The sequence below is a fragment of the uncultured Marinobacter sp. genome (genome assembly GCF_913055835.1).
Classification (GTDB): Bacteria; Pseudomonadota; Gammaproteobacteria; order Pseudomonadales; family Oleiphilaceae; genus Marinobacter.
In genome coordinates this window covers 70889-95868 of sequence record NZ_CAJXKQ010000008.1, presented here as the reverse complement: position 1 = coordinate 95868, position 24980 = coordinate 70889, and the positions used below count along the sequence as shown (strand labels likewise).

General features: G+C 59.4%; 26 protein-coding genes. 3 read left to right on the top strand and 23 right to left on the bottom strand.

The window, feature by feature from the left end:
• Positions 1 to 20 precede the first annotated feature (20 nt).
• On the top strand, positions 21 to 1712 hold the full coding sequence (locus QZ534_RS06890; protein WP_296933048.1) for a BatD family protein: 1692 nt from the start codon (positions 21 to 23) through the stop codon (positions 1710 to 1712).
• A gap of 3 nt (positions 1713 to 1715) precedes the next feature.
• Here QZ534_RS06890 and ccmI read toward each other — a convergent pair whose 3' ends face one another.
• From ccmI to ccmA, 9 genes are all read right to left on the bottom strand, one after another.
• Positions 1716 to 2984, bottom strand: a complete 1269-nt coding sequence (gene ccmI / locus QZ534_RS06885; RefSeq protein ID WP_296933047.1) for a c-type cytochrome biogenesis protein CcmI — start codon at positions 2982 to 2984, stop codon at positions 1716 to 1718.
• Between the two features lie 68 nt (positions 2985 to 3052).
• The gene (locus tag QZ534_RS06880) at positions 3053 to 3526 is read right to left on the bottom strand and encodes a cytochrome c-type biogenesis protein (protein ID WP_296933045.1); all 474 of its coding nucleotides are present in this window, start codon (positions 3524 to 3526) and stop codon (positions 3053 to 3055) included.
• Positions 3526 to 4062 (bottom strand): DsbE family thiol:disulfide interchange protein, encoded by a 537-nt coding sequence (locus tag QZ534_RS06875; protein WP_296933044.1) that lies wholly within the window; start codon positions 4060 to 4062, stop codon positions 3526 to 3528. Before QZ534_RS06875 ends, QZ534_RS06880 begins: the two co-directional genes overlap by 1 nt.
• Positions 4059 to 6065 (bottom strand): heme lyase CcmF/NrfE family subunit, encoded by a 2007-nt coding sequence (locus QZ534_RS06870; protein WP_296933042.1) that lies wholly within the window; start codon positions 6063 to 6065, stop codon positions 4059 to 4061. The genes QZ534_RS06875 and QZ534_RS06870 overlap by 4 nt, the downstream gene beginning before the upstream one ends.
• Before the next feature lie 37 nt (positions 6066 to 6102).
• Positions 6103 to 6573 (bottom strand): cytochrome c maturation protein CcmE, encoded by a 471-nt coding sequence (gene ccmE, locus QZ534_RS06865; protein ID WP_296933041.1) that lies wholly within the window; start codon positions 6571 to 6573, stop codon positions 6103 to 6105.
• A gap of 14 nt (positions 6574 to 6587) precedes the next feature.
• Positions 6588 to 6827, bottom strand: a complete 240-nt coding sequence (gene ccmD / locus QZ534_RS06860) for a heme exporter protein CcmD (protein ID WP_296933040.1) — start codon at positions 6825 to 6827, stop codon at positions 6588 to 6590.
• A 3-nt stretch (positions 6828 to 6830) separates the two neighbouring features.
• Positions 6831 to 7574, bottom strand: a complete 744-nt coding sequence (gene ccmC, locus QZ534_RS06855) for a heme ABC transporter permease CcmC (protein ID WP_296933038.1) — start codon at positions 7572 to 7574, stop codon at positions 6831 to 6833.
• Between the two features lie 31 nt (positions 7575 to 7605).
• A complete protein-coding gene (ccmB, locus tag QZ534_RS06850; RefSeq protein WP_296933037.1) occupies positions 7606 to 8331 on the bottom strand; it encodes a heme exporter protein CcmB in 726 nt (241 codons plus the stop codon).
• Positions 8321 to 8959: a cytochrome c biogenesis heme-transporting ATPase CcmA gene (ccmA, locus tag QZ534_RS06845; RefSeq protein WP_296933035.1), complete on the bottom strand. Its 639-nt coding sequence runs from the start codon at positions 8957 to 8959 to the stop codon at positions 8321 to 8323. Before ccmA ends, ccmB begins: the two co-directional genes overlap by 11 nt.
• Positions 8960 to 9115: 156 nt before the next feature.
• Between ccmA and QZ534_RS06840 the strand changes: the two genes are divergently transcribed.
• Positions 9116 to 10474, top strand: coding sequence for a flagellar hook-length control protein FliK (locus tag QZ534_RS06840; RefSeq protein ID WP_296933033.1), 1359 nt, complete (start codon positions 9116 to 9118; stop codon positions 10472 to 10474).
• On the top strand, positions 10471 to 10788 hold the full coding sequence (locus QZ534_RS06835) for an EscU/YscU/HrcU family type III secretion system export apparatus switch protein (protein ID WP_296933032.1): 318 nt from the start codon (positions 10471 to 10473) through the stop codon (positions 10786 to 10788). The genes QZ534_RS06840 and QZ534_RS06835 overlap by 4 nt, the downstream gene beginning before the upstream one ends.
• Here QZ534_RS06835 and QZ534_RS06830 read toward each other — a convergent pair.
• The 14 genes from QZ534_RS06830 to QZ534_RS06765 form a co-directional block, all read right to left on the bottom strand.
• On the bottom strand, positions 10774 to 11877 hold the full coding sequence (locus QZ534_RS06830; RefSeq protein ID WP_296933030.1) for an AAA family ATPase: 1104 nt from the start codon (positions 11875 to 11877) through the stop codon (positions 10774 to 10776). The two genes, QZ534_RS06835 and QZ534_RS06830, sit on opposite strands and share 15 nt — an antisense overlap.
• Complete coding sequence (locus QZ534_RS06825) at positions 11874 to 14156, bottom strand: ATPase, T2SS/T4P/T4SS family (RefSeq protein ID WP_296933028.1); 2283 nt, start codon at positions 14154 to 14156, stop codon at positions 11874 to 11876. Before QZ534_RS06825 ends, QZ534_RS06830 begins: the two co-directional genes overlap by 4 nt.
• A gap of 26 nt (positions 14157 to 14182) precedes the next feature.
• On the bottom strand, positions 14183 to 14575 hold the full coding sequence (locus QZ534_RS06820; protein WP_296933026.1) for a DUF2802 domain-containing protein: 393 nt from the start codon (positions 14573 to 14575) through the stop codon (positions 14183 to 14185).
• Positions 14576 to 14642: 67 nt separating this feature from the next.
• Complete coding sequence (locus tag QZ534_RS06815; protein WP_008173094.1) at positions 14643 to 15131, bottom strand: chemotaxis protein CheW; 489 nt, start codon at positions 15129 to 15131, stop codon at positions 14643 to 14645.
• A 134-nt stretch (positions 15132 to 15265) separates the two neighbouring features.
• Complete coding sequence (locus QZ534_RS06810; protein ID WP_296933023.1) at positions 15266 to 16081, bottom strand: chemotaxis protein CheW; 816 nt, start codon at positions 16079 to 16081, stop codon at positions 15266 to 15268.
• Positions 16074 to 16871, bottom strand: a complete 798-nt coding sequence (locus tag QZ534_RS06805) for a ParA family protein (protein WP_296933021.1) — start codon at positions 16869 to 16871, stop codon at positions 16074 to 16076. Before QZ534_RS06805 ends, QZ534_RS06810 begins: the two co-directional genes overlap by 8 nt.
• A 194-nt stretch (positions 16872 to 17065) precedes the next feature.
• A complete protein-coding gene (motD, locus tag QZ534_RS06800; RefSeq protein WP_296933019.1) occupies positions 17066 to 17848 on the bottom strand; it encodes a flagellar motor protein MotD in 783 nt (260 codons plus the stop codon).
• A gap of 18 nt (positions 17849 to 17866) precedes the next feature.
• Positions 17867 to 18607 carry a flagellar motor protein gene (locus tag QZ534_RS06795; protein ID WP_296933017.1) on the bottom strand — a complete coding sequence of 247 codons (741 nt, stop codon included), beginning with the start codon at positions 18605 to 18607 and terminating at the stop codon, positions 17867 to 17869.
• Positions 18607 to 19770, bottom strand: coding sequence for a chemotaxis response regulator protein-glutamate methylesterase (locus tag QZ534_RS06790; protein WP_296933015.1), 1164 nt, complete (start codon positions 19768 to 19770; stop codon positions 18607 to 18609). Before QZ534_RS06790 ends, QZ534_RS06795 begins: the two co-directional genes overlap by 1 nt.
• A gap of 65 nt (positions 19771 to 19835) precedes the next feature.
• Positions 19836 to 21977 carry a chemotaxis protein CheA gene (locus QZ534_RS06785; protein ID WP_296933013.1) on the bottom strand — a complete coding sequence of 714 codons (2142 nt, stop codon included), beginning with the start codon at positions 21975 to 21977 and terminating at the stop codon, positions 19836 to 19838.
• Positions 21978 to 21993: 16 nt separating this feature from the next.
• On the bottom strand, positions 21994 to 22779 hold the full coding sequence (locus QZ534_RS06780; protein ID WP_296933012.1) for a protein phosphatase CheZ: 786 nt from the start codon (positions 22777 to 22779) through the stop codon (positions 21994 to 21996).
• Positions 22780 to 22799: 20 nt separating this feature from the next.
• Positions 22800 to 23183 (bottom strand): chemotaxis response regulator CheY, encoded by a 384-nt coding sequence (cheY, locus tag QZ534_RS06775; protein ID WP_008173086.1) that lies wholly within the window; start codon positions 23181 to 23183, stop codon positions 22800 to 22802.
• A gap of 162 nt (positions 23184 to 23345) precedes the next feature.
• A complete protein-coding gene (locus QZ534_RS06770) occupies positions 23346 to 24089 on the bottom strand; it encodes an RNA polymerase sigma factor FliA (RefSeq protein ID WP_296933009.1) in 744 nt (247 codons plus the stop codon).
• Positions 24090 to 24120: 31 nt separating this feature from the next.
• On the bottom strand, positions 24121 to 24933 hold the full coding sequence (locus QZ534_RS06765; RefSeq protein WP_296933007.1) for a MinD/ParA family protein: 813 nt from the start codon (positions 24931 to 24933) through the stop codon (positions 24121 to 24123).
• Positions 24934 to 24980 lie beyond the last annotated feature (47 nt).

Sequence of the window (24980 nt, the reverse complement as noted above, 5' to 3'; positions counted from 1 at the left end):
CCGTCTGTCAATTTCTTTTAATGATGCTTCTGACGGCAATCTGGCTGCCGGCCCAGGCACAGTCACAGCAGCTGACGGTAGAGCCCGACCGAACCCGTATTTACGAGGGTGAGGTTCTCACGCTGACGGTGAAGGGCAGCATGGAAATCGATATCAACCTCGGCAACCTGTTTGACTTCGACATGTCCAGCCTGCCCAAGCCCGATATCGAGAAAGTGGAACCGGATTTCGAAATCCTGGGCCAGAACCAGCAATACAGTATCCGCACCGTGAACAGCCAGATGGTCGGGGAGATTACCTGGACCTACCAGCTTGCACCGAAAACCACCGGCGAACTGACCATCCCGGCGCTCACTTTCAAAGGTGCGAAGTCACAGCCGGTAACCGTGGAAGTGGTGGATGGCTCGCCACCGGACCAGGCCGCTCCCGGCCGTGACAGCTTTATCGAGCTTTCCGCCGACAAGGATGAACTGTACGTACAGGAGCAGCTGATTCTGACCGTTCGGCTTTTCTTCCGGGGCAACCTGATTCGCGGAGAGCTCTCCGAGCCGACCCATCCCCATGTCATTATCGAATCCCTGGGCAGGCAGCAGGAATTCTCCCGCTATCGCGACGGTGTTCGGTACCGCGTTGTGGAACGCCGATATGCGCTTTTTCCCCAGCGTCCCGGGACCCTCAAGCTTCCCCCAGTCCGATTCGAGGGCCAGGCCAGAGACCCGTCCGGTAACCTTCGGTTTCTGCGGGACAGCGAAGAACTGTTCGAAGTGCCGGTCAAGGATGTCCCCGCACAATTCAGTGGAAAAACATGGCTGCCGGCAACCGGCGTAGCGCTTGAGGAATCCGGGCTTCCACCGTCTCTGGGCGTCGCCACCGGCGAAAACATCACCCGCGAGATCAAGCTGACGGCAGCCGGACTGCCTGCGGAGGCCCTTCCTCCCTTACCCGATGCCGTTCCGGATGGATTGAGAAGCTACCCCGAAGAGCCGGAGCGCCAGACCGAAACCACACCCGCCGGCCTCACATCGTCACTGAACCAGTCCGTGGCCCTGGTGCCTGTAGAAGCAGGGCAAATGACCCTGCCCGCCATTCGAATACCCTGGTGGGATACGGAAGCCGACCGTGAACGCATTGCCGTGATACCCGAGAGAACACTGACAGTGAATGACCCGAATGCCGTAGCCTCCACCGCCTCCCCGGAAAGCAACCAGGGCAATGCAGACCCGGAACCGGATGCTGGCGCCACGGAACCCCAGATTAGCCCGGCACCTGACGAAACCGGCCTCTGGCAGTGGCTCGCCCTGCTGCTGGGAATTCTCTGGGCCGGGACATTACTGGCGTGGTGGAGGTCGGGCAAACGCCGAAACGTCACCCCGCAACTGACAGAACACCGGTATGAAGATGCCGCGTTCGACCGTTTGATCAAGGCCGCGAGGGATGGCGCAGCAGTGACCCCGGAACTCGTGGTGGAATGGGCAAACCTGCACTCGCCCGGCCACGGCTTCCGTTCAGCGGCCGACGTTGTCGATCATTTCGGTGACCAGACGCTGGCCACGGAACTCAGAAGGCTCCAGGCCAGGCTTTTTGCACCCGGACACGAGAACGACGCCTGGGATGGTCGGCCATTGGCGCAGGCCCTTGAGAAGATCCGGAAACACAAGCAGGTCAACACCAGCGCCGATCTGCCTCCGCTATACCCGAAAGGCCTGTCCTGACGACTAATCGATCAGCTGCTGATCAATCACAACCGCTATCGGCCCGTCCTGGCTTTCATTGACCGCTACGGGCCCGTCGGTGCTGCCCTGCCAGTCACCCGCCTGGGCGGTGACACTGCCGGAGCGACTGAGGCGGGCTGTGACAACAACCTCGTCAACACTGGAAATGGTCGCCTGGGGTGACATCGCATAGCGATCGTCCAGGCGGATTTCCACCGGCAGCTGGTCGGCCGTCAGCCGTGCAACGGCCAGAGGTGGGCCCTGCCGGACATTGGCCTGACGGGCAAACAGGAACAGCGTGGTATCGGCGGGCACCTGATCCCGGAAGTCCTCTGCGAGAGTCACCCGGACGGTTACTCCGGCCCCGGATGCCTCTGCTTCGGCCACCTGTGCAGGTGGTTCCTCGCCAAGACGGGTGTAGGCTTCACGAATCCCTTCCCGGATCGAAGCGATCTGGGGGTGATCGGGTGCAACGGTTTCGATCCGCTCCCAGTATTCGATGGCTTCCCGATAGTTCTCCTGGCTGAAGGCATTGATGCCCAGCAATCCGAGGGCATTGACTTCATCCGGGTTCAACGCTCGAGCCTGTTCAATGGCTGCGGTGACCTCTTCCGTCATGGCACCCTGGCTACCGAAGAACAGCGCCTGGGCAGACAGACCATAAGCGACGGCTTCTGCCCTGTCGTCGTCATCCACACTGTTCGCCAGCTGCCGGAATGCCCAGGCCGCATCGTCATAACGCTCCAGGCGCATGTAGGTCCGCCCCAGCATTGCCCAGCCCTCCGGGTTATCCGGGCTGGCTTCCAGCCGCTCACGGAGCTGACCGGAAAGTTCGATCATCTGGGCCTGTCTCGAACCGTCGGTGGCGCCCATTTCCTGCATGGTGATGAATTGTTCAACCCGGTCCATCGCCCCCCAACGCTCGTAGAGGTAGACGGTGGCCGCCGGGATCAGAAGAATCGACACCAGCGCCACTGCCATGGCACTCCTTCGACCACTGATTACGGGCCTCGCCTGGCCCTGCTCCGGCACATCGTCCAGCATGCTACCGGCGAGCTCTTCCTTGAGCTGGCGATAATTCTCTTCATCCAGAAGACCGGCCTCGTATTCGCTATCGAGCTCCTTCATCCGGGAGCGATAGGCCATGAGATTCTGGTTTTTCAGGTCGGTCTGTTTCCGCGCACCCAGCCGATGGAAAAAGACCGGGTACAACACGAACAAAAGGGCAAGAATGATCAGTACCGTTGCGGCAATCCAGAAAGTGTCAGTCATGGAGTATCAGTCACAGGTTCAGAATTAATAATGAGGCGGCAGCCAGAACATACCGGGCAAAGCCAGCTTCAGGACAGCTTGTCCTCATCTGCCAGCATTTTGTCGACCCGGGCTTTTTCCTCGGCACTCAGGGCCGGGCTATCCTGCCCCGCCCGCCGGGAGCGGATGACCACGCCGGCCACCACCAGAACCCCGCCGAAGACCGCAATGGCCGGTGTGGCCCAGAGCAGAAACGTCCGACTGTCAAACTCGGGCTTGTAGCGAACGAACTCACCGAACCTGCCAACCAGGGATTCAACAATCTCCTCGTTACTGGCACCGTCTTTCATCATCCGGTAGACCGCCTCCCTCATGTCCTTGGAGATAGGCGCGTTGGAATCGGCAATGTTCTGGTTCTGGCATTTAGGGCAGCGCAGTTCCGCGATCAGGTTCTGGTAGCGCTGCTCCTGGGCCCGATCCGAAAAATCGTATACGTCAGCCACCTCGGCTGCAGCGACACCGGAAAATATCAGCGCCAACATCAAACAAACGACCCTGACCATCAGCCATTCCCCTGAACATCATTGATCACGGGCAGCAACGTCTGTTCCCAGACCGTTTCATTGACCACGCCCACATGGCGGAAGCGGACCATGCCCTCGGCATCAATCACAAAGGTTTCCGGCGCGCCGTACACACCCAGATCAAACCCGAGGGTGCCGCGGGGGTCATAGATGGTTTTCCGGTACGGATTCCCGAGACGGTCGAGCCAGACCAGCGCGTCCTCGCGGTTATCCTTGTAGTTCAGACCAATGATATTGACGCCCTTTTCCTCGGCCAGCCACATCAGGTCGTCGTGCTCATCCTTGCAGGCCGGGCACCAGGTGCCCCAGACATTCAGCAGGGAGACTTGGCCCTGGAATACGCTCCTGTCCAGCATGGCATCCGGATTGTGCAGATCCCGGAGACTGAACTCGGGAACCGGCTTGCCAACCAGGGCCGATTCAAGCTTGGTCGGATCCTTGCCAATGCCCGCGAACAGCACTATGCCGACAACAACGGCAATCAGCAGCGGCAAAAACAGCAGGAACCGTTTCATGACGCTGCTCCAGCAGACGTCGCAGAGCCTGGTTCAGGCGCGGCAGTACCGGCCGGCACTTTTTTGTCAGCTTCCTCCCGGATTCGGTATCGGCGATCAGCGATCGCCAGGAAGCCGCCGGCTGCCATGAACAGGGAGCCCAGCCAAAGCCAGCGAACCAGTGGTTTGTACTGCAGCCGGATGGCCCAGGCCTCGTCGGTGATGCGTTCACCAATGGCCACGAAGATATCCCGGAACAGACCGGCGTCGATGTCCGCCTCGGTCATGACGCTCATACCGACGGTGTATTGGCGTTTCTCGGGATGAAGCACGGATACAAGCTCACCATCCAACATGACATCGAAAGTGCCATATTGAGCCGTAAAGTTGGGGCCCTGGCGGGCACCGATATCCCTGAACGCAAATTGATAATCGCCGACAGTGGCAACATCGCCGGGTACCATACGTACGTCACGCTCGATGCCGTAGTTGGAAACCACCGTAGCCCCCGCCATGGTAATGGCCAGTCCCAGATGCCCGAGCACCATGCCGTAATAGCTGCGGGACTGCCGTTTCAAGCCGTGCAAACGACCTTTTCGGGAAGAAGACTTGTCCCAGAGATCCCAGAACGTGGCAACCGTTACCCACATGGCGGCGAAAATGCCGAGGAATGCCCAGGGCTTGAAGCCACCGTAACCGATCATGACCGCCGTGGTGCCAACGACGCTGATTGCAAGGGGCCACAGAAGCTTCCGCGCCAGCCAGCCACCATCGGTTTTCTTCCAGCGGGAGAAGATACCGGCACCCAGCAACAGGCCGGTCGCTACCGCCAGGGGGCTGAACGTCAGATTGAAGAACGGCTCACCGATCGACAGTTTGCCCAGCTCCAGGTAATCAAGCACCAACGGATACAGCGTGCCGACTGCAACCAGAAGTGTGGCCGATACCAGCAGAACATTGTTGAGCAAGAGGAACACTTCCCGAGACAAAGAGCCGTACCGGGAGCGGACATGCACCACCGGTGCCCGGAACGCATACAGCGCCAGACTGGCGATTACTGTGACTGCCAACAGGCCCAACAGGAAAGTGCCCCGCTCAGGATCAGATGCGAAGGCGTGAACCGATGTCAGTACGCCAGACCGGACAAGGAAGGTACCCAGCAGGCTGAGAGCAAAGGTGACAATGGCCAGCAGCACCGTCCAGCTTTTGAACACACCGCGTTTCTCTGTGACCGCCAGTGAATGCATCAGGGCAGTACCGGAAAGCCAGGGTAACAATGAGGCATTCTCGACCGGGTCCCAGAACCACCAGCCACCCCAGCCAAGTTCGTAGTAGGCCCACCAGCTACCCAGGGCAATGCCAAGGGAAAGGAACGCCCAGGCAACCGTAGTCCAGGGCCGCGACCAGCGTGCCCAGGCGGCATCGAGACGGCCATTAATGAGGGCGGCGATTGCAAACGCAAAGGCCACGGCAAAACCGACATAACCCATATAGAGCATCGGCGGATGCACGATCAGCCCGAAATCCTGGAGCAAGGGGTTCAGATCCGCGCCATCGGCGGGCACATTGGGCAGCAGACGGTCGAATGGGTTGGAGGTGATAACGATAAACAGCAGGAAGCCGACACAAACCATGCCCAGCACCGACAGCACCTGGGAGATCATCACCGCCGGCAGGCGGCGGCTGAAGATCGCAACCGCCAATGTCCAGCCGGCCAGCATGAGAATCCAGAGCAGCAGTGAGCCCTCGTGACCGCCCCACACCGCACTGAACTTGTAGTACCAGGGCAACAGGCTGTTGCTGTTATTGGCAACATAGGCCACTGAAAAGTCGTCGGTTACGAACGCGTGGGTCAGAACGGCGAAGGCAAGACCGATGAAAACAAACATGCCGGACGCCAGTGGCCTGGCGAACGCCTGAAGATTGTCCCTGCCAGTCAGCGAACCGGCCAGGGGGACTACGGAGAGGAGCACTGCCAACAACAGCGCGAGAATCAGTGCAAGCTGTCCGAGTTCGGGATACATCAAAGGCCTCCAGAAACCAGGCTGTCAGATAAAACGGTTAGTAGGATACGGTTTCGGCACTGCCACTGGCTTTATGCTGGCCTTTCGAGGCCTTCTCCAGTGCATCCGCGACTTCCGGCGGCATATAGTTTTCATCGTGTTTTGCCAGAACCTGATCGGCCACAAAGCGGCCGTTTTGGTCCAGTCGGCCCATGGCAACCACACCCTGCCCCTCGGCAAACAGATCCGGGAGGATACCGGTGTACTGCACCGGCACAGAGGCATTGAAGTCGGTCACTTTGAACTCAACCATCAGGCTATCCGGATCACGCAGAACCGAGCCCTCCTCAACCATGCCACCGGCCCGGATCCTGACATCCACCGGCGCTTCACCGGCAGAAATCTGGGTAGGGTCGTAAAACAGGTTAATGTTCTGTCGCAGCGCATAGGTGGTCAGACCCACAGCGATGCCCAGTCCCACCAACAGGAACAGGACAATGGTCAACCGCTTTTTTCGGATTGGATGCATCAGATATCTGCCTTTCAGTCTTGGGAAACCTTGACGCGGGTGAAAGAGGCGGCCGAAGCCGATGCGGCCTGCGGATCCTGCCGATCTGCCTGCAATTCATAACCACGACGGCAGGCCTCAATGGCGGCCTTGCGACGGCGCAGGGACCAGACCATCAGGCCGATCATCAGCAGGAAGAAGGCGGCGTAACAGGACCAGACATACGGCCCGTGACCTTCCATCACCATAAATGCCGAAAAGGAATCAAATGCCATACTTCAGCCCCTCCCGACCAACACGTAATCTTTAACCCAGCGCGTTCTCTGCTCGCGCAGAAGAATCTCGGTCTGCATTCGCAAACAGGCAAGCCAGCCGAACAGCAGGTACAGCCCGAGTACAGACAGCAGCAACGGCACCCACATCTCTGCCGGCATGGACGGCTTTTCGGTCAGCTTGAACGTCGACGGCTGGTGTAACGTATTCCACCATTCAACGGAGTACTGGATAATCGGTATATTCACCACCCCGACCAGCACAAGCACCGATACCGCCCGAGCCGCAGATTTTTCATCGTTGATGGCCCGGTCCAGGGCGATCACGCCGCCATACAGGAACAGCAGGATCAGCATCGAGGTCAGACGGGCATCCCAGACCCACCAGGTTCCCCACGTGGGCTTGCCCCAGACAGCACCGGTAAACAGGGAAAGAAAGGTCAGTACCAGCCCCACCGGCGCGACCGACTTGACGAACACATCCGCCAGCTTCATGCGCCAGACCAGGGTGACAACGGCTGCCACCGCCATCATTACGTAGACCGATTGGGCCAGGAAGGCCGTGGGCACGTGAATAAAAATAATCCGGTAGCTGTTGCCCTGAAGATAATCCTTGGGAGCAAAGGCCAGCCCCCAGACAATGCCCGCCATCAACAGCAGGATGCCGCCTGCCAGTAGCCAGGGCATCAGCCGGGCTGCAATCCCGAAGAACCATTTGGGAGAACCCAGCTTGTGAAAAAATTGCCACATCAGATGGTCACCGTCCTACCGTTACCTTGTTTTACCCGTTAGACAGACTGATACGCAGCGCCGCTGCCGATGCGAAAGGCGCCAGGGTCAATGCCAGCACCAGAAATGCGCCCATCAAAGCGAGATAGGCACCCACAGGAGCGCCTTCTGCAGCCGAAGCCACCGTGCCCGTGCCGAAGATCAGGACGGGAATGTACAGCGGAATGATCAACAGGGACAAGAGTACCCCGGCCGACCGTAATCCAAGTGTCAGTGCCGCGCCGATGGACCCGATCAGGCTCAGCACCGGTGTACCGATCAGCAGCGTTAGACACAAAACTCCGATGGAGTTCCCGTCGAGATGAACCATTACGCCCAAAACCGGCGTCAGTACCACCAATGGAAGGCCTGTTAACACCCAGTGCGCCGCCGTTTTCGCCAGTACCAGCAGAAACAGGGGCTGGGGCTGAAGCACGAGTTGTTCGAGCGTGCCGTCGTCAAAATCATGGCGAAACAGATGGTCCAGCGACAACAGCACCGATAGCAACGCCGCCACCCACAGGATACCGGCTCCGGCCTCTCTCAAAAATGACACTTCCGGGCTAACCCCCAGGGGAAAAAGGGTTACGACCATGACAAAGAACAACAGTGGGTTGAGCAGATCCTGCCGCTGCCGGAATGCTACCTTCATGTCCCGGGTAAACACAGCCTGCATCGCCGCCAGCGCTCCGACGGAATCCTGCCGCAAGGTCAGCGTTGGCCGGCAATCAGCATTCATTCGCTGCCCCTCCGCCCAGAACAATGCGCTGCATCCCCGGCAATCCGAGGTCGTGATGGGTTGTCACGACGACCGCTCCGCCTTCAGCGGCCCGCTGTTGCAGCAGGTCCTCAATGGCGGTGACACCGCTCGCGTCAATGGCGGTGAAGACTTCATCCAGCAACCAAAGCGGCTCATCGGCGATCAACAACCTCGCCAGAGCCACACGACGTTGCTGCCCTGCCGATAGGTTCCGGCAAGGCACATCCTGAAACCCGTTCAGCCCGGTACCATCCAGGGCCTGGCGCAGAAGCGGATCCGGCAGCGGGCGCCGCCCTGCCGTCAGTGCCCGCAGGTTTTCCAGGGGCGTCAGCAATGGTTTGATGCCGGGCCGGTGGCCAAGATACAGGGTATTGCGGAGGAATTCTTCACGCTGGCCGGATCTGGGCTTGCCGCACCAGAGCAGATTGCCCGACCAGGCATCATTCAGGCCTGCCAGCATCCGCAGCAAAGTGGTCTTGCCGGAGCCGTTCGGGCCCTCGACACGGGTCACCGTACCGGGCAGTATGGAGAACGACAGGTCACGGAACAGGATCCGTTCATCCCGTTCGCACTGCAGATCGACAGCCTGTAATAACGGCTCAGACATCAGGGCCCCGTAACCAGGACGATGCGCGTGAAGACGGCATCGGGTGCATTCGTGACAGCAGCGGCCATGAACAGTGTTTGCCCATGACCTGCCGGCGCGGCGTATTATAACGAAAGCGCCGGCGGATTACTCTTGTCCAACATCAAATCAGTGACGATGAAACTACCCAGCGGACAACAGCCCCCTACACCGCCAACCCAGCCTGCACCGCAGACCTCCCGGCCCGCCGTCACCACCGAAGCGGCCCGCGAGCCAGTGACGACATCTGCGCGGCAGCTGCTCGACCAGCTGCAGCTGACAAACCGGGAGACCACTCTGGCCCGGGTGGCAGAGATCATCAACCGTCAGGGCGGCGCCAGTGCGGACCTGTTACTGGACATCCGGGGCAAGTCTCTTCTCGTCCAGGCCGCCGTCGGCAAGACCGAACTGGCGACCGGTGACTGGGTAAAGGTGATGCGTGCCGGCAATGAGCTCCAGCTGATGGGCAAACTGGCGCCCGCGCCCGAAGCCGGTATCGCCCGGGCCCTCGCCCAGCGCCTGCCCTGGCAGCAGTCACTGGACGCTGGCCTAGCCAGACTGATGGGCGCACTGACACAGGGTCTCCGGCAAGATCCCGTCCCGGGCCAACTGCCCTCCTCGAGGGCCCCCCAACCACTTCCGGAAGCCGCCAGACAGGCTATCGAACAGATGGTGGCAAGATTGCCTTCCGGAAAGAGCCTGCTCCCCGGTTCCGGCGGCCAGGACTCAACACCGCAACAGGTCCGCCAGTGGCTGTCGGAAAGTGGCCTGTTCGCCGAATCACGTCTGGCCCAGACACCGACTGCCCAGTTGCCCGATCTCAAACTGGCCCTGGGCCGGGTAATCACCGCTTTGCTCGCCCAACAGGGCAGCACACCGGAACAGTTCAACCGGCTGACACCCATCTCGACGCCAGAGCTCATGCGGGCGCCACTGCAGTTTCCCCAGCCCCTGGCCACGCCCCAGGCCCCGGGCAGTGGCGACGCGCCCAGCGTGGGCCAGATGCTCCGCCTGCTGGCCGGGATGCTTAACCGGATTACCGTCAACCAATTGCACAGCCAGGTACTGACCGCTCGGGGCGGCGGCGAAGCGCCCGGCCCCGCGCCCGCGTCTACCCTGGTGCTCGATCTGCCGTGGCTGACACCCCAGAACGAGCCAAGGCTGGCGCAGGTCCGGGTCGAACAGTACCCGCAGGAAGGTGATTCGGAAACCCGATCCGCGAAAACCGCTACAGCCGAGTGGCGGCTTTCACTGACCATGGATCTGGATGAGGCTGGCCCCCTGCATTTTGACGTTGCCCTTCGACAACAGGCAGTGAGCGCGCGGGTGTGGGCAGAAAAACAGACAACCCTGCGCCAGGTGAACCAGGAGCTTCCCGCGTTGCGACAGAGCCTGACCGACCTTGGCCTGGAGGTGACGGACCTGGACTGCCGCCGCGGCACGCCCCAGAGCAGCGTTACCCGACTCGAACACAGACTGGTGGATACACGGGCATGACATCAGAAACCGAACAGCCAAGCAGGGCCGCCGTCGCCCTCAAGTACGATGGCGAGACAGCGCCCACCATCAGCGCCACCGGCACCCACGAGCTGGCGGAAGAAATCATCCGCATTGCCCGGGAGCACAATGTGCCTCTTTACGAAAATGCGGAGCTGGCCAGCATTCTGGCGCGCCTGTCACTGAACGAAGAGATTCCCGAGTCGCTGTACCGGGTGATTGCGGAAATCCTCGCGTTTGCCTTCCATATTCGCGGGCTGACGCCCGAGGACCGCAAACCCGGCACGCCGCCGGATGAATCAATGGATGAGTGAACGCAACGCCCAGGCCTGCTGCCAGTTATCACCCCGTCTTGGCGCCACCGTGGTTTCGAAGTAGTGGCGCAACCGGCGCCGGTCCTCGGGCTGGTCCTTGAGGGCAGAGCCGACGATGTGGTGCATCAGCTGCTCTACCGTGATACTTCCGCCACCGTAATACCAGGCGTTGAGACTGGCTGCGTGAGCGACCGACACGGCTTCCGCGGTGGACAGTGCCGAGCCGGCGAGACGATCGGTACTGCGCCCATCAAGGGTCTGGCCATTGCGCAGTTCGTGGAACATGGTCACCAGAATCTCGATGACCGTCTCATCAAGCTCCACATCGATGCCTGCCCGCCTGTTGGCCCTGTTCACTTCGCGGAGCACAACATCCATTTCGTCCGCCAGGTTCCGGATTGGCCGGATCTCCTCGAAGTCCATACGCCGCTTGAGGGCAGCACTCATCCGGTGCACACCCTCGTCGATACTGTTAGACGTGGCGATGACGTTAAAGCCTTCACGGGCAAGCACCACACCCTCGTCACCCGCCAGCTCGGGAATCACCACCACCCTGTCGGAAAGCACGGAGAGCAGCGCGTCCTGCAGCGCCTGGGGGCAGCGGGCAATCTCTTCAAACCGAACCATCCGCCCTTCCATCATGCCCCGCAGCAAGGGGCTGGGCACCAACGCCTTCAGACAGGGGCCCTCGGTATGCAGAACCGCCTCATTCCAGCTATACAGCAATTGCCCGACGCTGTTCACCGCGCCACCCTGGAGCGTCAGCGTGGAGCTGCCGGAAATGCCGGCAGCCAGCAATTCCGACAGCCAGGATTTGGCCGTCCCGGGCTCCCCGACCAGCAGGCAGCCGCGACTGGTGCACAGGGAAATGATAATCCGGACCACCATGGCCCGCTCGGCAACAAATTTTCGTTCAATGCCGAGCTTCTCATCCCCCATCACGAACTTTTCCACCGCACGGGGGGACATCAACCAGCCGGGGGGCACGGGTCCATGATCCATGCTCCGGAGTTTGTCCAGCTCAGCCGCATAGACCACTTCTACCGGTTCCCGCTGGGCCGCCTTGTTCATAGATTGCCTGTTACTCATTGCTGACTCCTGCGGCCGCCACGAACTTCTGGTGCCATGCGCTCCCTTGGGAGAATCCGGGGCAGTTCGGAAAGCGGGATTATGCCTTCAATCACATGATCCAGAGCGCTGTCACGCATGGTCACCAGTCCGGCATCGAGCGCACGCCAACGCAGTTCCCCGATGGGCGGCTGGCTGGAAATGGCATTTCGAATATCAGAATCCACCTCCATGTACTCGACAATCGCCACTCGGCCCTGGGTGCCGCGACCACTGCATTTATCGCAGCCGGCGCCTTCAAAACAGCGGAAATCTGCGGGCGGACCATCCGGGAACACCTCGGACAGAATCACCGGATCCGGCTCCGCAGGCTGCCTGCAATGCTTGCAGATACGCTTGGCCAGCCGCTGGGCAATAACGGCCAACAGCTCACCGGCGATGGAGTTGGGATGGATACCCAGATCATAGAGACGCTGGAGTGAATCCACCGCGTCGTTGCAGTGCAGCGTAGAAAGAACCACGTGCCCGGTCTGGGAAGCCCTGATCGCTTCCAGTGCCGTCTCCTGGTCCCGGATCTCGCCCACCAGAATCACATCCGGATCCTCCCGGACAAACGCTCTCATGGCGTCGGCGAAACCGAAGCCGATTTCCGACCGGACCCGGGTCTGCTGGATGTTATCGATGGAGTACTCGATGGGGTCCTCCACCGTAATCACTTTCCGGCGCCCATCATCGGCCAGTGTCTGCAGGCCGGCATACAGGGTGGTGGATTTTCCGGAGCCGGTCGGCCCTACCACAAGTACCAGCCCCGCCGGGTTATCCAGCAGGCGCTGATAACGCGCGCCAATCATCGACGACATGCCTAGTTCGGCAATGGTCATGGCCCGGCCGGTTTGCGGCAGCAGCCGGATGATCGCATGCTCGCCATGCAGGGAGGGTTGGGTCTGGATACGCAGATCGTAAGCCATATCGCCAAGCTGAAGCCGGGACCGGCCACCCTGGGGCAAACGATGCTCGGCAATGTTCAATTCCGCCCGTAGCTTGATCACGTTGATCACCCCTTTAATTTCCCGGGGCGATAACTGGTACTGCGGCAGATCGTGCAGATCACCATCCACCCGCAGGCGGATGCGAATCCGGTCACCGTACTGTTCGATATGAATGTCGCTTGCTTTCTCGCTTACCGCATCCAACAGGATGGCCTCGTAGACCGACACCAGATAGGGACTGACATGCTTGTTGTTCGGGTCCTTGCCTAGCAGCTGGTCCGGGCTGCCAGTCGAATCCTTCTCCTGCTCCGGGCCATGTTCGTGATCGGCTGCAAAACGGCGCCCCTTGGCGGTCAGATCAAGCGCTGACCAGAGACGGCGAAAATCGGTCGGTGTCACCAGGAGACAATCCACCACCTGGTTGGGGCTCAAGCGCTCCAGCTGGTCCGTCCGGGCATCGGGATCATCGGTGACAACGGTGATTCTGCCATCCTCTTCGGCAACAGGAATCAGCCTCGAAAGATCCAGGAATGTGCGTGAGAATCGTCGGAACAGGGCCGGCTGGAGATCCGGCAGAATCTCGTCCGCATCGGTGAAGGTCATGCCGCGCTGCCGCGCAAGAGAACGGTAGAGATCCATCTCCTCGAGATTCAGTTTGCGCCGGAGCACATCAAGAAGCCGGCAGTTCTGTTTTGCCGCCTCTGCTTTCGCCTCTGCCAGAATCTTGTCATCCACAAGACCCTGGTCAATCAGGATCTGTTCCACATTGCGGTTGAAGTCGACCCAGCCGAGGGTGCGCACCCGTTCCAGGCCTTCATTGCGGTGCACAAACATGGCAAGGCTCGGCACTGGCCCGGCGCGCCCCTCAAGGCAAACCAGATGGCCGCCCTCGCGCAACAGACGAACCAGGCTGCCAGGCTCTTTGACGAACGAGGTACAAAGGACAAAATCGCATAAGGGGTCAGGCGCAGGAGCGTCTTCAGCATTGGCGACCACCACATCGACATTGTGCATCCCGAGCCGGAAAAACCGCTCTCTGGCCGCTTCGGCAACAATTACATTTCTCTCAACGTAAATCACCCGATGTGCCAGCCCCGAGAGCACAGCGGCAAAATACCCGGAGCCACCACCCACGTGCATCACCACCTGATCCGGTTCGATCTCTGGCAGCAGTGAGAGAATATGGCTGACTGTTTCTTCGCGGGGAATGGAGTGGCCGGTTATCGAGGGAACCAGATCAGAACCGGAAACGAAATCATGGCGGGATACAGATCGGAGGGCCTCAAGGGCCCTCGGATAAAGTCTCTTCATTCAGCAGCGTCCGTAACGGCATGGTATCAGGCCGCCTGACGTTTTCTGAGTGCTGACACCAGCTCGGCCTCGGGACGGGAAATTCCGCACGTGTTCATAAGATCGTCGATATCGGCGCCGAGATCAACCAGTCGAGAGGCTTCATCATAGGAGATTCGTAGCGGATCGTTCTGGCGCATTTCATCAAGCGTGGTCCGCAGTTCGTGCAACTGGCGCTCACAGGCGACCAGCCGCTGCCCTACCCCCATGCTGCCACTGGTTGTGGCATGCAGTTCCCGGCCAAGGGTATCGCAGCGCTCTTTCAGCGTCGCCCTGAGGCTTCGCACCTGGCGACCCAGAACCAGGCCCTGAATGAAAACCAGGGACAATGCTGCCACAGTCAGCGCCCAGGGAAGGTAGGAAGGAATTTCTGCAAACATGACGGATGTCTCCCGTTAATTGCCACGGAAGGCATCCATCTTCAGGCCCGCAACGGGTTGCCCCGGATTACAGTGCCGCGATTTCAGCCCACTCGTGGTCTGACAGCATCTTGTCGAACTCGACCAGAATGATCAGTTCGCCATCCTTGTTGCACACGCCCTGGATAAACTTGGCACTTTCCTCGTTACCCACGTTCGGTGCGGTCTCAATTTCGCTGGCTTTCAGGTACACCACCTCGGCCACGGAATCCACCAGAATGCCCATGACCTGGTTGGCGGATTCCATTACCACAATCCGGGTGGCATCGGTGACTTCCGCATCCGCCAGGCCAAATCGCCGACGGGTGTCGATGACCGTAACCACGTTACCCCGGAGGTTAATGATGCCGAGCACATAATCCGGAGCACCCGGAACCGGAGCTATCTCCGTGTATCTCAGCACCTCCTGGATCTGCATGACATTCAGACCATAGGTCTCATCATCCAGCCTGAAAGTAACGTACTGCAGTACCTGATCGTCCTGGGCCTGATTGGTTTGTCCGCTCGGGGATGCCATAGCGATGTTTCTCCTATTGGGCTGCCCGGCGGGCAACCTGATCGTCAAAAAAATATCATCAGTGCCCAATACTATAGTTAAGGGCACAAACCGTGCCAGCACGGCTCGGTTTCATTCAGTAACCGTTGTTTGCGTCAGCTCAGATCCAGATGGTGCTCTCTTTCGGCCCGCACCAGCAAGTCTGCCATGGTGCGAACATCAATCAGCGCGCACATGTGGTCAATCACCGTGCCGGCCAGCCACGGCCGCTTGCTGCGGGCAGTCCGCCAGCGCACTTCATCGGGCCGAAGGGTGAAAGACTGGGCCACGTCATCACAGGCCAGTCCCCAGTCGCTGTTATCAAGGCGGATCACGAACCGGTAGTTGTCACGGGCTCCGGGCGGCACCCGCCCGGCCATGATCCATTCGGCGGAATCCACCACCCGAAGGTTCTGGTCCCGGTCGGGACGGATACCCATGTACCAGCGTGGACTGCCCGGGATCGGCCGGATCTCTTCCTCAATACGATGAATGGCACCGAGAAGAATCAGTGGCACCGCCAGCTGTAACCCGGCCACCGTAAATATAAGGCACTCGAAAGGCTGCTCTGACCACTCCGGACGGGAGGGTGGAGCAGCCGGCTCTGGTTGTGGCTCAGGCCGAGCCTCCACTTTTGCCTTCGGTACGAGCGCCTCCGGGGCCTGACGCACGACTGGCCGCACTGGTTCTGCCGGCTTTTCCGGGACCGGTCTGAGCGTTTCGGGACTTGTCGCCGGTTTTTCGACGGTTGTTACCGGGGCCGGACTTGGTCGGGTTGCTACCTGAGGCTTCCGAGGTGCCGGCTTCACCGGTTCAGGCGCCTCCGCTTCTTCCCGGAGCGCCGTGTCAGTGGCCGTGTGCAGCAGCTCGTCAAGGTAACTGGCAATGGCGGTTTCCGGGTCCGCCAGCCTTGTCAATTTATCGTCAGCCATGCTGACGCTCCTTCACCATCCCCACCCGGGACATGAGATCATCCAACAGATGGCTGTAGGCCCGGACGCCGTGGGTTTCCGAATCCAGTGCGGAGGGGGTGATACCTCCCTGGCTGGCATCCCGGAATTTGGTGTCCACGGGAATGGCAAACTGCCACAGGGATTCTCGATAGGTTTTTCGCAACAGGTTGAGGCTCTTCACCGATGCCTGGGTACGCCGATCATACAGCGTTGGCACAATGGTATAGGACAGCTCGTTTTTCTGGGAACGCATGATCATCTTCAGGGTATGGAGCATGCGTTCCAGGCCCTTGATGGCCAAAAATTCGGTTTGCACGGGAATAATCAGGTGCTGGGCCGCAGCCAGGGCATTGACCATCAGAACCCCCAGCGAGGGTGTATTGTCCAGCAGAACATAATCGAAATCGTCCCAGAGCTGGGTCAGGGCCCTGGAGATAATCAACCCCATACCCTCAACACCGATCATCCTGCGCTCCAGGGTGGCCAGGGCCGCACTCGCCGGCAACAAAGACAACCCTCTGCAACTGGTGTCAGTAATCAACTGGGCCGGGAGTCCCTCGGGCACCTTGCCCTGATGCTGGAACAGATCGAAAACGCTGTGGGCAATGGTGTCAGGATCGTAGCCGAACCAGCTGGTCAGCGAGCCGTGAGGGTCCAGATCCACAACGAGAACACGCTTGCCACGCTCGGCAAGCAGGCCGCCCAGCGCGACAACACTCGTGGTTTTACCGACACCACCTTTTTGATTGGCTACTGCCCAGATTCGCACGCTTCGATTCTCCAGAGAATACATCGGTGTGGCCGGCAATCACCTCTCGCCACAGTCCCGTTTATCGGCCATTCCCCGAGCAACTTGAACCAATCTCCGGGAAATCCGGCAAGCAGTTGCCGGCGGCTTTTTGTTAACGGGGAGTAATACAGGAACCGTGCCAATGGCTCTATACGCATCTGCCGACGACCCGGTCAGCGCATGGCTCCGCGGATGCTGGCGTCACGGGAAATCAGCAACACCACCCGCCGGTTCCTGCGCCGCCCTTCTTCCGTATCATTCCGGGCAACCGGCTGATACTGGCCATAACCCACTGCGGCAAGACGCTCCGGTTCGATGCCCTCCATCACGAGCATCCGTACCATCGACGCCGCCCGGGCGGCAGACAATTCCCAGTTGGAGGGATAGCGGGAGGTACTGATCGGCTGGTTATCGGTAAAGCCTTCCACTTTGACGGCGTTGTCCCGGTTATTCAGCGCCGTGGCGATTTTCTCGACCACTTCAAACGCGTCGTAATGGGGCTCCGCGTCGCCGCTGCCAAACAACAGACTGTTGGGCAGGTTCAGCTCCAGCCACTCGTCGCTGGTTTCCAGTGACACCACCCCCTGATTAATCAGCTCGTCGAATTCCATCGTCAGCTGGTCGGCCATGGCTCGAAGGGCTTCCGTTCGGGCCTGGGCGTCCATCTCCGGATTTCGGGGGGCTTCGGTCACTGCCGGCGGAATAACGTTCTCTGCAGGCGCGTTCAATGATCTTTGGGGCCGGTCGCCAACCTCGATGGGCTGAAAGGACCTCTGGGGCGCGTTAAACACACCGGTCAGGGTTTCGGACAGGACTTTGTACTTGCCTTCGTTGACAGACGATACTGAGTACATCACCACGAAAAAGGCAAACAGCAGCGTGATGAAATCCGCGTAGGAAATCAGCCACCGCTCCTTGTTGTGCAGATCATCCTGGGGTTGCCTACGGCGCCGCATAAGTTGGCCTGCGCATGCTTACTGCAGGAAGCCCCGCAGCCGCAATTCGATGGATTTCGGGTTTTCACCCTCGGCGATGGCAATGATGCCGTCAATCATCATGTCCTCATAGCGGGTACGTTCCCGCACGATACCGCGCATCTTGTTCGCAACCGGAAAGAACAGGAGGTTGGCCAGGGCCACACCATAGATGGTCGCCACAAAAGCGGTCGCGATCCCGCTACCCAGGGACTGCGGGTCCTCGAGGTTGGTCATTACCTGGATCAAACCCATCACAGCCCCGATGATACCGATGGTCGGGGAATATCCGCCCATGGCCTCGAACACTTTGGCGGACTCCAGATCGCGCTGCTCCCGGGACTCCAGGTCCACCTCCATGATGCCCCTGATGGTCTCGGTTTCGGCCCCGTCCACAAGCAGCTGCAACCCCTTGCGGGCAAAGGGTTCAGGCTCCCGCTCAGCAAGCCCTTCAAGACCCAGCAACCCCTGTTTGCGGGCTTTGACACTCCAGTCGATGACCTTGCCAATACCGTCTTCGAGGTTGATGAACGGCGGAACGAACACCCAACGGACCTGGGTAAAGGCGCGCTTGAGCATTGGCCAGGAGGTCTGGAGGATGGTCGCCGCCAGGGTCCCCCCGATGACGATAATGGCTGCCGGGCCATTGAACAGGGAGCCAACGGCCCCGCCTTCAAGCAGATTGCCGCCGAGTATGGCGGCAAAAGCCAGTATGACCCCGAGCAGACTCAGGATATCCATCAGCAGACACCTTCAACCAGGCGAGGCCCGATCTCGTCCAGCGAGAGCACGTCGTCAGTCAGCCCTGCCTTGGCAACGGCCATGGGCATACCATAGATAACTGACGATTTTTCATCCTGGGACCAGATGTCGGAACCGCTCTGTTTCATCATCCGGCACCCTTCTTTGCCGTCCGAACCCATGCCGGTGAGAATGACGCCCAGCGTCTTGCCCGGAAAACTCCTCGCCAGGGAGCCGAAGGTTACGTCGACACAGGGCTTGTAATTGAGCCGTTCGTCGCCGGGCAGAATACGGATCCTGGCCTGGCCGCCCCGGTTTTCGACCATCATCTGTTTGCCGCCGGGTGCCAGTAATGCAAGCCCGGGCCGCAAGACGTCGCCATCCTCGGCCTGCCGGACTTCAATCCGGCAAAGTTTGTTCAGACGTTCGGCGAAGGCCGGCGTAAAACTGGCCGGCATATGCTGCACCAGTACGAGTGGTGCCGGAAACGTGGCGGGTAACGCCGTCAATACCCGTTGCAGGGCAACCGGTCCACCGGTTGAGGTACCGATACCAACCACGGCGTAGTGCTTGGCGGCACCTCGGCGGGCATGACGCCTCGGCGCCTCCGCTTCACCGGATGAACTGGCCGGGGCTGCAGGTCTGTGGGTGTCTGGGCGCTGGCGTGGCGGGGTGTCCGGGCGTAGACGTGGCGCCGTGCCTGGTGCCCGGAAACCGGGTACCGACGGTTCGGGACGGGCCGGAGCCGCAGGCCGGTTTCCAGGCCGGCTTCGGGCCACATCCAGAATCCGCTCAATCAGGATTTTCTGGAGCTGGCTGTTGTCCCGGGCAATTTCTTCGAAATTCTTGGGCAGGAAATCGACGGCACCTGCCTCGAGTGCGTCGAGGGTCACCCGGGCGCCTTCATAGGTGAGCGAAGAGAACATGAGCACCGGTATCGGATGTTTGCGCATGATTTCGCGCACAGCGGAGATGCCATCCATGACCGGCATCTCGTAATCCATGGTGATCACGTCGGGACGCAGTTTTTCGGCCAGCTCCACACCTTCCCGACCGTTGGTTGCAGCACCAACCACCTTGATCTGGCCGGAGCTGGTCAGGATTTCCGTCAGCCGTTTGCGAAAAAACCCTGAATCGTCAACGACCAGGACAGAAACTGTCATCCACTTCTCCTACCCAATCCATCGTTCTCTGGCCTTCTCTGGCCACAGTCTCCTGACAGCGCGGCTCAGCCGTAGTGCTGCAACAGGCTTGGAACATCAATAATCAACGCAATCCGGCCATCACCGGTAATGGTGGCACCGGCCATTCCCGGCGTACCCTGAAGTGCGCGCCCGAGGGGCTTGATAACCACCTCTTCCTGACCGACCAACTGGTCGACCACAAAGCCCACCTGTTTGGTCCCCATGGCCACGATGACAACATGGGCATTCTCGGGCACCTCCTGGGAGGCACTGTTACGAACCAGCCAGCGTTTGATGTGAAACAGCGGGAAGACCTTTTCCCGAACCACAATACACTCACGCCCGTCGACGATATTGGTCTTGGTCAGGTCCAGGTGGAAGATCTCCACCACGTTGACCAGCGGCAACGCAAACGACTGGTCCCCCAGCATGATCATCAGGGTGGGCATGATGGCCAGTGTCAACGGAACCTTGATGACAATCCGGGAGCCCTTGCCCAGTTCCGATTCAATACTCAACTGACCATTGAGCTGGCCAATCTTGGTTTTCACCACATCCATGCCGACACCACGGCCGGAGACGTCTGAAATCTGGTCTTTGGTGGAAAATCCGGCCGCAAAAATCAGGTTAAAGCACTCGGAATTGGTCAGGCGATCCGCGGCATCCTGGTCGTAAATCCCTTTTTCCACGGCCTTGCGGCGCAGCACTTCCGGATCCATACCGGCGCCATCATCTTCGATGAACAGCAGAATATGATCTCCCTCCTGCTCGGCAGAAAGGGTCACGGTACCCTGGCGCGGTTTACCCGCTTTTTCGCGCACTTCCGGGGCTTCGATCCCGTGATCGACCGAGTTTCGAACCAGGTGAACCAGTGGATCAGACAGCGCTTCGACCAGGTTCTTGTCCAGGTCGGTGTCTTCACCGTGCATCACCAGGTTGACCTCTTTCTTGAGGTTCCTCGCCAGATCACGCACCACCCGCGGGAACCGGCCAAATACTTTCTTGATCGGCTGCATGCGGGTTTGCATGACTGCAGACTGCAAATCGGTGGTTACCACGTCGAGGTTGGAAACCGCCTTGTGCATATGCTCGTCTTCGCTATCCGCGCCCAGCCGCTGCAGGCGGTTGCGCACCAGTACCAGCTCGCCCACCATATTCATGATATCGTCGAGGCGCTTGGTGTCGACACGTACCGTCGTTTCCGCAGCCGGAGCATTTTCGCGAGCCGGCATGGCGGGTGCCGCCGCGCCTTTGGCTTCGGGCTTCGGTGCTTCTGCTTTTGGCTTGGCCGGCTCTTTTGGCGCTGAAGGCTTTTTAGGGGCTGAGGGCTCTTTCTGAGCTGAAGGCTCTTTCGGGGCTGAGGGCTCTTTCGGGGCTGAAGGCTCTCCCCCGGCGGTCGGGCTTCCGCCTTTGCCGTGAAGATCGTCCAGCAGTTTCTCGAATTCGTCGTCGGTGATCAGGTCATCGCCGCCACCGCCTTCTGCCTTGGCGGCCGGCTTTTCTTCTTTGCTGACAGCCTCTTCCTCGCCCGCAGGTGCACCGGCAAACTGCCCTTTTCCATGCAGTTGGTCCAGCAGTGCCTCGAACTCGTCGTCGGTAATCTCGTCGTCTCCGGAACCCTCCTGGCCACCGGAAGCCGCTCCGGAGTCTGAAGCGGGGGTCTGGTCTTCGCTTTTTTCGTCCTGCAAGGCATCCAGAAGCTGTTCGAATTCGTCGTCGGTGATGTCGCCACCGTCTTCTGCCGGTTCGCTTTCTTCCTGCTCGGGTTGAGTGGCAGCGGCAGGTGCTCCCTCGCCCTCCGGCTGGGCCAGGGCATCCAGGCGGGCAATCAGTTCGTCGGGGGCCGGTGTCAGTTCCTCGTGATTGCGGACCTGCTCAAACATGGCATTGACGTTGTCCAGGGCTTCCAGGACCACGTCCATCAACTCAGAGTCCACCTTTCGCTTGTGGTTGCGCAAGATGTCAAAAACGTTCTCGGCCGAGTGGCAGCAATTTACCAGCGCTTCCAGCTGAAGGAAGCCCGCGCCGCCCTTGACGGTGTGAAAGCCACGGAAGATGGCGTTGAGCAGATCACTGTCGTCAGGATGTTGCTCAAGATCTACCAACTGCTCTGACAGCTTTTCGAGGATCTCGCCGGCTTCTACCAGGAAGTCCTGCAAAATCTCTTCATCAGCATCAAACGCCATGCGTTACCCTCTTTATTCAGAAACCGAGACTGGACAACAGGTCGTCTACGTCGTCCTGTCCCGAGACTACATCTTCACGCTCATCGGCCTTGATCTGGGGCCCGACGCCCTTCTCCGCAGACTCTTCCTTTTCTTCAATCTGGTGCACCGTGCCCGTGAGCTGGTCCACATGACTGGCCATCACCACCAGGCTGAGCATCTGCTCCTCGACCTCTTTCACCAAGGCCGTAACCTTCTGGATAACCTGCCCGGTCAGATCCTGGTAATCCTGAGCAAGGAGGATTTCCGACAGGTTGCTGTACATGGCATCCGCGTCAGTGGCCATGCTGACGAAAAAGCGATCAATCCGTCCGTAAAGCTCACGGAACTCGGCCGGCTGCATTTCCCGGCGACGCAGACGCTGCCACTCATCACGCAAGGACGCCGCCTCATCTCTCAGGGCGTTGGCCACCGGCATGGTTTCCTCAACCAGGTCCATGGTGCGGTTGGCGGCTTCACCGGTCATCTGCACGACGTATTCGAGACGATCGGAGGCATCCGTCATCTTCGACAGTGCTTCCTGCTGTTCGGCGTTACGGGGGTCAATCTGGAAGTTCCGGATTGCTTCGTGCAAGCTCCGGGTCAATCGCCCCACCTCGCGATACAAACTCTGATCCCTGACCTCACTAAGTTCATTGATCAGGGTCATGGCTTTGGCATAATCACCCGCATTAACACTCTCTGCGAGTTCTGCTGCCTGTCGCTGGAGCTTTTCCGTCACCTCCGGTTCAAGGCCCCGATGGTTCTTTTTGCTATCGCTCATGAGAGCCATCCGACCTCTGGTTACTGGATTCTTTCAAAGATTTTCTCAATCTTTTCCTTGAGCACCGCAGCAGTGAACGGTTTGACCACATAGCCATTCACGCCCGCCTGGGCCGCGGCAACAATCTGGTCCCGCTTGGCCTCGGCCGTTACCATCAACACCGGGAGGGTTTTCAGGTTCTCGTCAGCACGAACGGCTTTGAGCAGATCGAAACCGGACATGCCAGGCATGTTCCAGTCGGTGACCAGAAAATCGTATTTGCCGCTCTTGAGCATCGGCAGGGCTGTGTTGCCATCATCTGCTTCGTCGGTGTTGGTGAAGCCCAGATCACGCAGCAGGTTCTTGATGATCCGTCGCATTGTGGAGAAATCGTCCACAATGAGGATTTTCATGTTTTTGTCCAATGGGACCTCCAGTTAGTAACACCCGGAATTCGTTTGACCTTCGCGTTCAAAGTCTAGCAGGCCGCTGTTTTAACCGCTTATTGTCAGGCCTTTGCTTCGGTTGTAAAGCATCGGTTACCAAAAACTACAGACTGCCCGTTCGCGGACACAGACTTCACGAAATCAGTTGTCCGATTCCTGGCGCCAATCCGACAGCCGTCCCCGAAGGCGAAGGGCCGCCTGGCTGTGAATCTGGCTTACCCGGCTCTCGCTGACGCCAAGCACGGCACCAATCTCCTTGAGGTTCAGTTCTTCCTGGTAATACAGGCTCAGCACCAGCTTTTCCCGTTCCGGCAGGTCTTCTATGGCCTCAGCGAGGCTGCGCCGGAAGGCATCGGAGGACAACCCCTCAAGGGGATTATCCTGCGTCTCTGTCTGTTCTATCGGCAGCTCTCCGGATTCATTGAGCTCATCGAGGCTAAAAAGTCGGCCGCTGTTGGAATCGGAAAGGTAGGAATGATACTCGGCCAGCCCCATGCCCAGCTCTTCGGCCACTTCCAGATCCTGGGCCTCGCGGCCCAGACGGTCTTCAACCGCCTTGATGGCCTGGGAAATACGGCGGGCGTTACGGTGAACGGAACGGGGAACCCAGTCACCCTTGCGGATTTCATCCACCATGGCACCGCGAATCCGGATACCGGCGTAGGTTTCGAAGGTGGCACCTTTGGTGGAACTATAGCGCTGGGCAGCCTCAAGCAAGCCGATCATACCGGCCTGCATCAGGTCTTCTAGCTGAACGGAAGCCGGCAGGCGAGCCATCAGGTGAAGGGCAATTTTCTTGACCAGCGGTGCATGCTGCTCAACGAGCTGAGACGGCTTTTGCGCACCCGACTGGTTATAGATTCCGAGGTTTTTCGCCAATGTCATGTATCCGGTTTCTTGTTTGACTGGATCCGATTCAGACTTCGACGAGCCGCTCCACAAAAAATTCCAGGTGCCCGCGGGGAGAGGACGGCAACGGCCAGCTGTCTACCTTGTCCGCCAGAGCCTTGATGGCCAGCGAGGCTTTCGCTCTGGGATACGCATCCAGCACCGCGCGCTGTCGCTGGACCGCTTTCTTTACCGCCTCATCGTAGGGGACTATGCCGACATATTGTAGTGCTACATCGAGGAAACGCTCGGTGACCCGTGTCAGTTTTTCGAACAGATGCCGGCCTTCCTGTTCATTTCGCACCTGGTTGGCAAGAATGCGGAAACGATTGGTTCCATAGTCCCGGTTCATCAGTTTGATCAGGGCATAGGCATCAGTAATCGAGGTTGGCTCGTCGCAAACCACCAGCAAAAGCTCCTGGGAGGCCCTCAGAAAGCTGACGACCGATTCGGAAATCCCGGCAGCGGTGTCCACGATCAGGACATCAATCTGATCCCCCAGTTCGCTGAAGGCGTTAATCAGTCCGGCATGCTCCATAGAGCTGAGCTGGGTCATTCTCTGGGTGCCGGAGGAGGCAGGGACAATCTTGATACCACCGGGCCCGTTCACCAGAACGTCCTTGAGGTCACAGTCCCCTGCCAGAACATCCTGAAGGTTACGGTTGGCGGTAATACCCAACAATACGTCGATATTGGCGAGCCCAAGATCGGCGTCGAGCAGCACCACTCTCCGGCCTTTCTGCGCCAGGGCAATTCCGAGGTTCACCGACACGTTACTCTTGCCGACTCCACCTTTACCGCCGGAAACTGCAATCACCTGTACCGGATGTGCTCTGCTCATACTGTTTTTTTTCTCTCGCCACGTTTCGCCGGGTGCGTTTCCGACGC

Excerpts from the sequence above, each read along its gene's own strand:
- QZ534_RS06890 (WP_296933048.1), top strand. The coding sequence starts at position 21 with ATGATGCTTCTGACGGCAATCTGGCTGCCGGCCCAGGCACAGTCACAG.
- ccmI (WP_296933047.1), bottom strand. The coding sequence starts at position 2,984 with ATGACTGACACTTTCTGGATTGCCGCAACGGTACTGATCATTCTTGCC.
- QZ534_RS06880 (WP_296933045.1), bottom strand. The coding sequence starts at position 3,526 with ATGGTCAGGGTCGTTTGTTTGATGTTGGCGCTGATATTTTCCGGTGTC.
- QZ534_RS06875 (WP_296933044.1), bottom strand. The coding sequence starts at position 4,062 with ATGAAACGGTTCCTGCTGTTTTTGCCGCTGCTGATTGCCGTTGTTGTC.
- QZ534_RS06870 (WP_296933042.1), bottom strand. The coding sequence starts at position 6,065 with ATGTATCCCGAACTCGGACAGCTTGCACTGATTCTCGCGCTGTTGTTG.
- ccmE (WP_296933041.1), bottom strand. The coding sequence starts at position 6,573 with ATGCATCCAATCCGAAAAAAGCGGTTGACCATTGTCCTGTTCCTGTTG.
- ccmD (WP_296933040.1), bottom strand. The coding sequence starts at position 6,827 with ATGGCATTTGATTCCTTTTCGGCATTTATGGTGATGGAAGGTCACGGG.
- ccmC (WP_296933038.1), bottom strand. The coding sequence starts at position 7,574 with ATGTGGCAATTTTTTCACAAGCTGGGTTCTCCCAAATGGTTCTTCGGG.
- ccmB (WP_296933037.1), bottom strand. The coding sequence starts at position 8,331 with ATGAATGCTGATTGCCGGCCAACGCTGACCTTGCGGCAGGATTCCGTC.
- ccmA (WP_296933035.1), bottom strand. The coding sequence starts at position 8,959 with ATGTCTGAGCCGTTATTACAGGCTGTCGATCTGCAGTGCGAACGGGAT.
- QZ534_RS06840 (WP_296933033.1), top strand. The coding sequence starts at position 9,116 with ATGAAACTACCCAGCGGACAACAGCCCCCTACACCGCCAACCCAGCCT.
- QZ534_RS06835 (WP_296933032.1), top strand. The coding sequence starts at position 10,471 with ATGACATCAGAAACCGAACAGCCAAGCAGGGCCGCCGTCGCCCTCAAG.
- QZ534_RS06830 (WP_296933030.1), bottom strand. The coding sequence starts at position 11,877 with ATGAGTAACAGGCAATCTATGAACAAGGCGGCCCAGCGGGAACCGGTA.
- QZ534_RS06825 (WP_296933028.1), bottom strand. The coding sequence starts at position 14,156 with ATGAAGAGACTTTATCCGAGGGCCCTTGAGGCCCTCCGATCTGTATCC.
- QZ534_RS06820 (WP_296933026.1), bottom strand. The coding sequence starts at position 14,575 with ATGTTTGCAGAAATTCCTTCCTACCTTCCCTGGGCGCTGACTGTGGCA.
- QZ534_RS06815 (WP_008173094.1), bottom strand. The coding sequence starts at position 15,131 with ATGGCATCCCCGAGCGGACAAACCAATCAGGCCCAGGACGATCAGGTA.
- QZ534_RS06810 (WP_296933023.1), bottom strand. The coding sequence starts at position 16,081 with ATGGCTGACGATAAATTGACAAGGCTGGCGGACCCGGAAACCGCCATT.
- motD (WP_296933019.1), bottom strand. The coding sequence starts at position 17,848 with ATGCGGCGCCGTAGGCAACCCCAGGATGATCTGCACAACAAGGAGCGG.
- QZ534_RS06795 (WP_296933017.1), bottom strand. The coding sequence starts at position 18,607 with ATGGATATCCTGAGTCTGCTCGGGGTCATACTGGCTTTTGCCGCCATA.
- QZ534_RS06790 (WP_296933015.1), bottom strand. The coding sequence starts at position 19,770 with ATGACAGTTTCTGTCCTGGTCGTTGACGATTCAGGGTTTTTTCGCAAA.
- QZ534_RS06785 (WP_296933013.1), bottom strand. The coding sequence starts at position 21,977 with ATGGCGTTTGATGCTGATGAAGAGATTTTGCAGGACTTCCTGGTAGAA.
- QZ534_RS06780 (WP_296933012.1), bottom strand. The coding sequence starts at position 22,779 with ATGAGCGATAGCAAAAAGAACCATCGGGGCCTTGAACCGGAGGTGACG.
- QZ534_RS06770 (WP_296933009.1), bottom strand. The coding sequence starts at position 24,089 with ATGACATTGGCGAAAAACCTCGGAATCTATAACCAGTCGGGTGCGCAA.
- QZ534_RS06765 (WP_296933007.1), bottom strand. The coding sequence starts at position 24,933 with ATGAGCAGAGCACATCCGGTACAGGTGATTGCAGTTTCCGGCGGTAAA.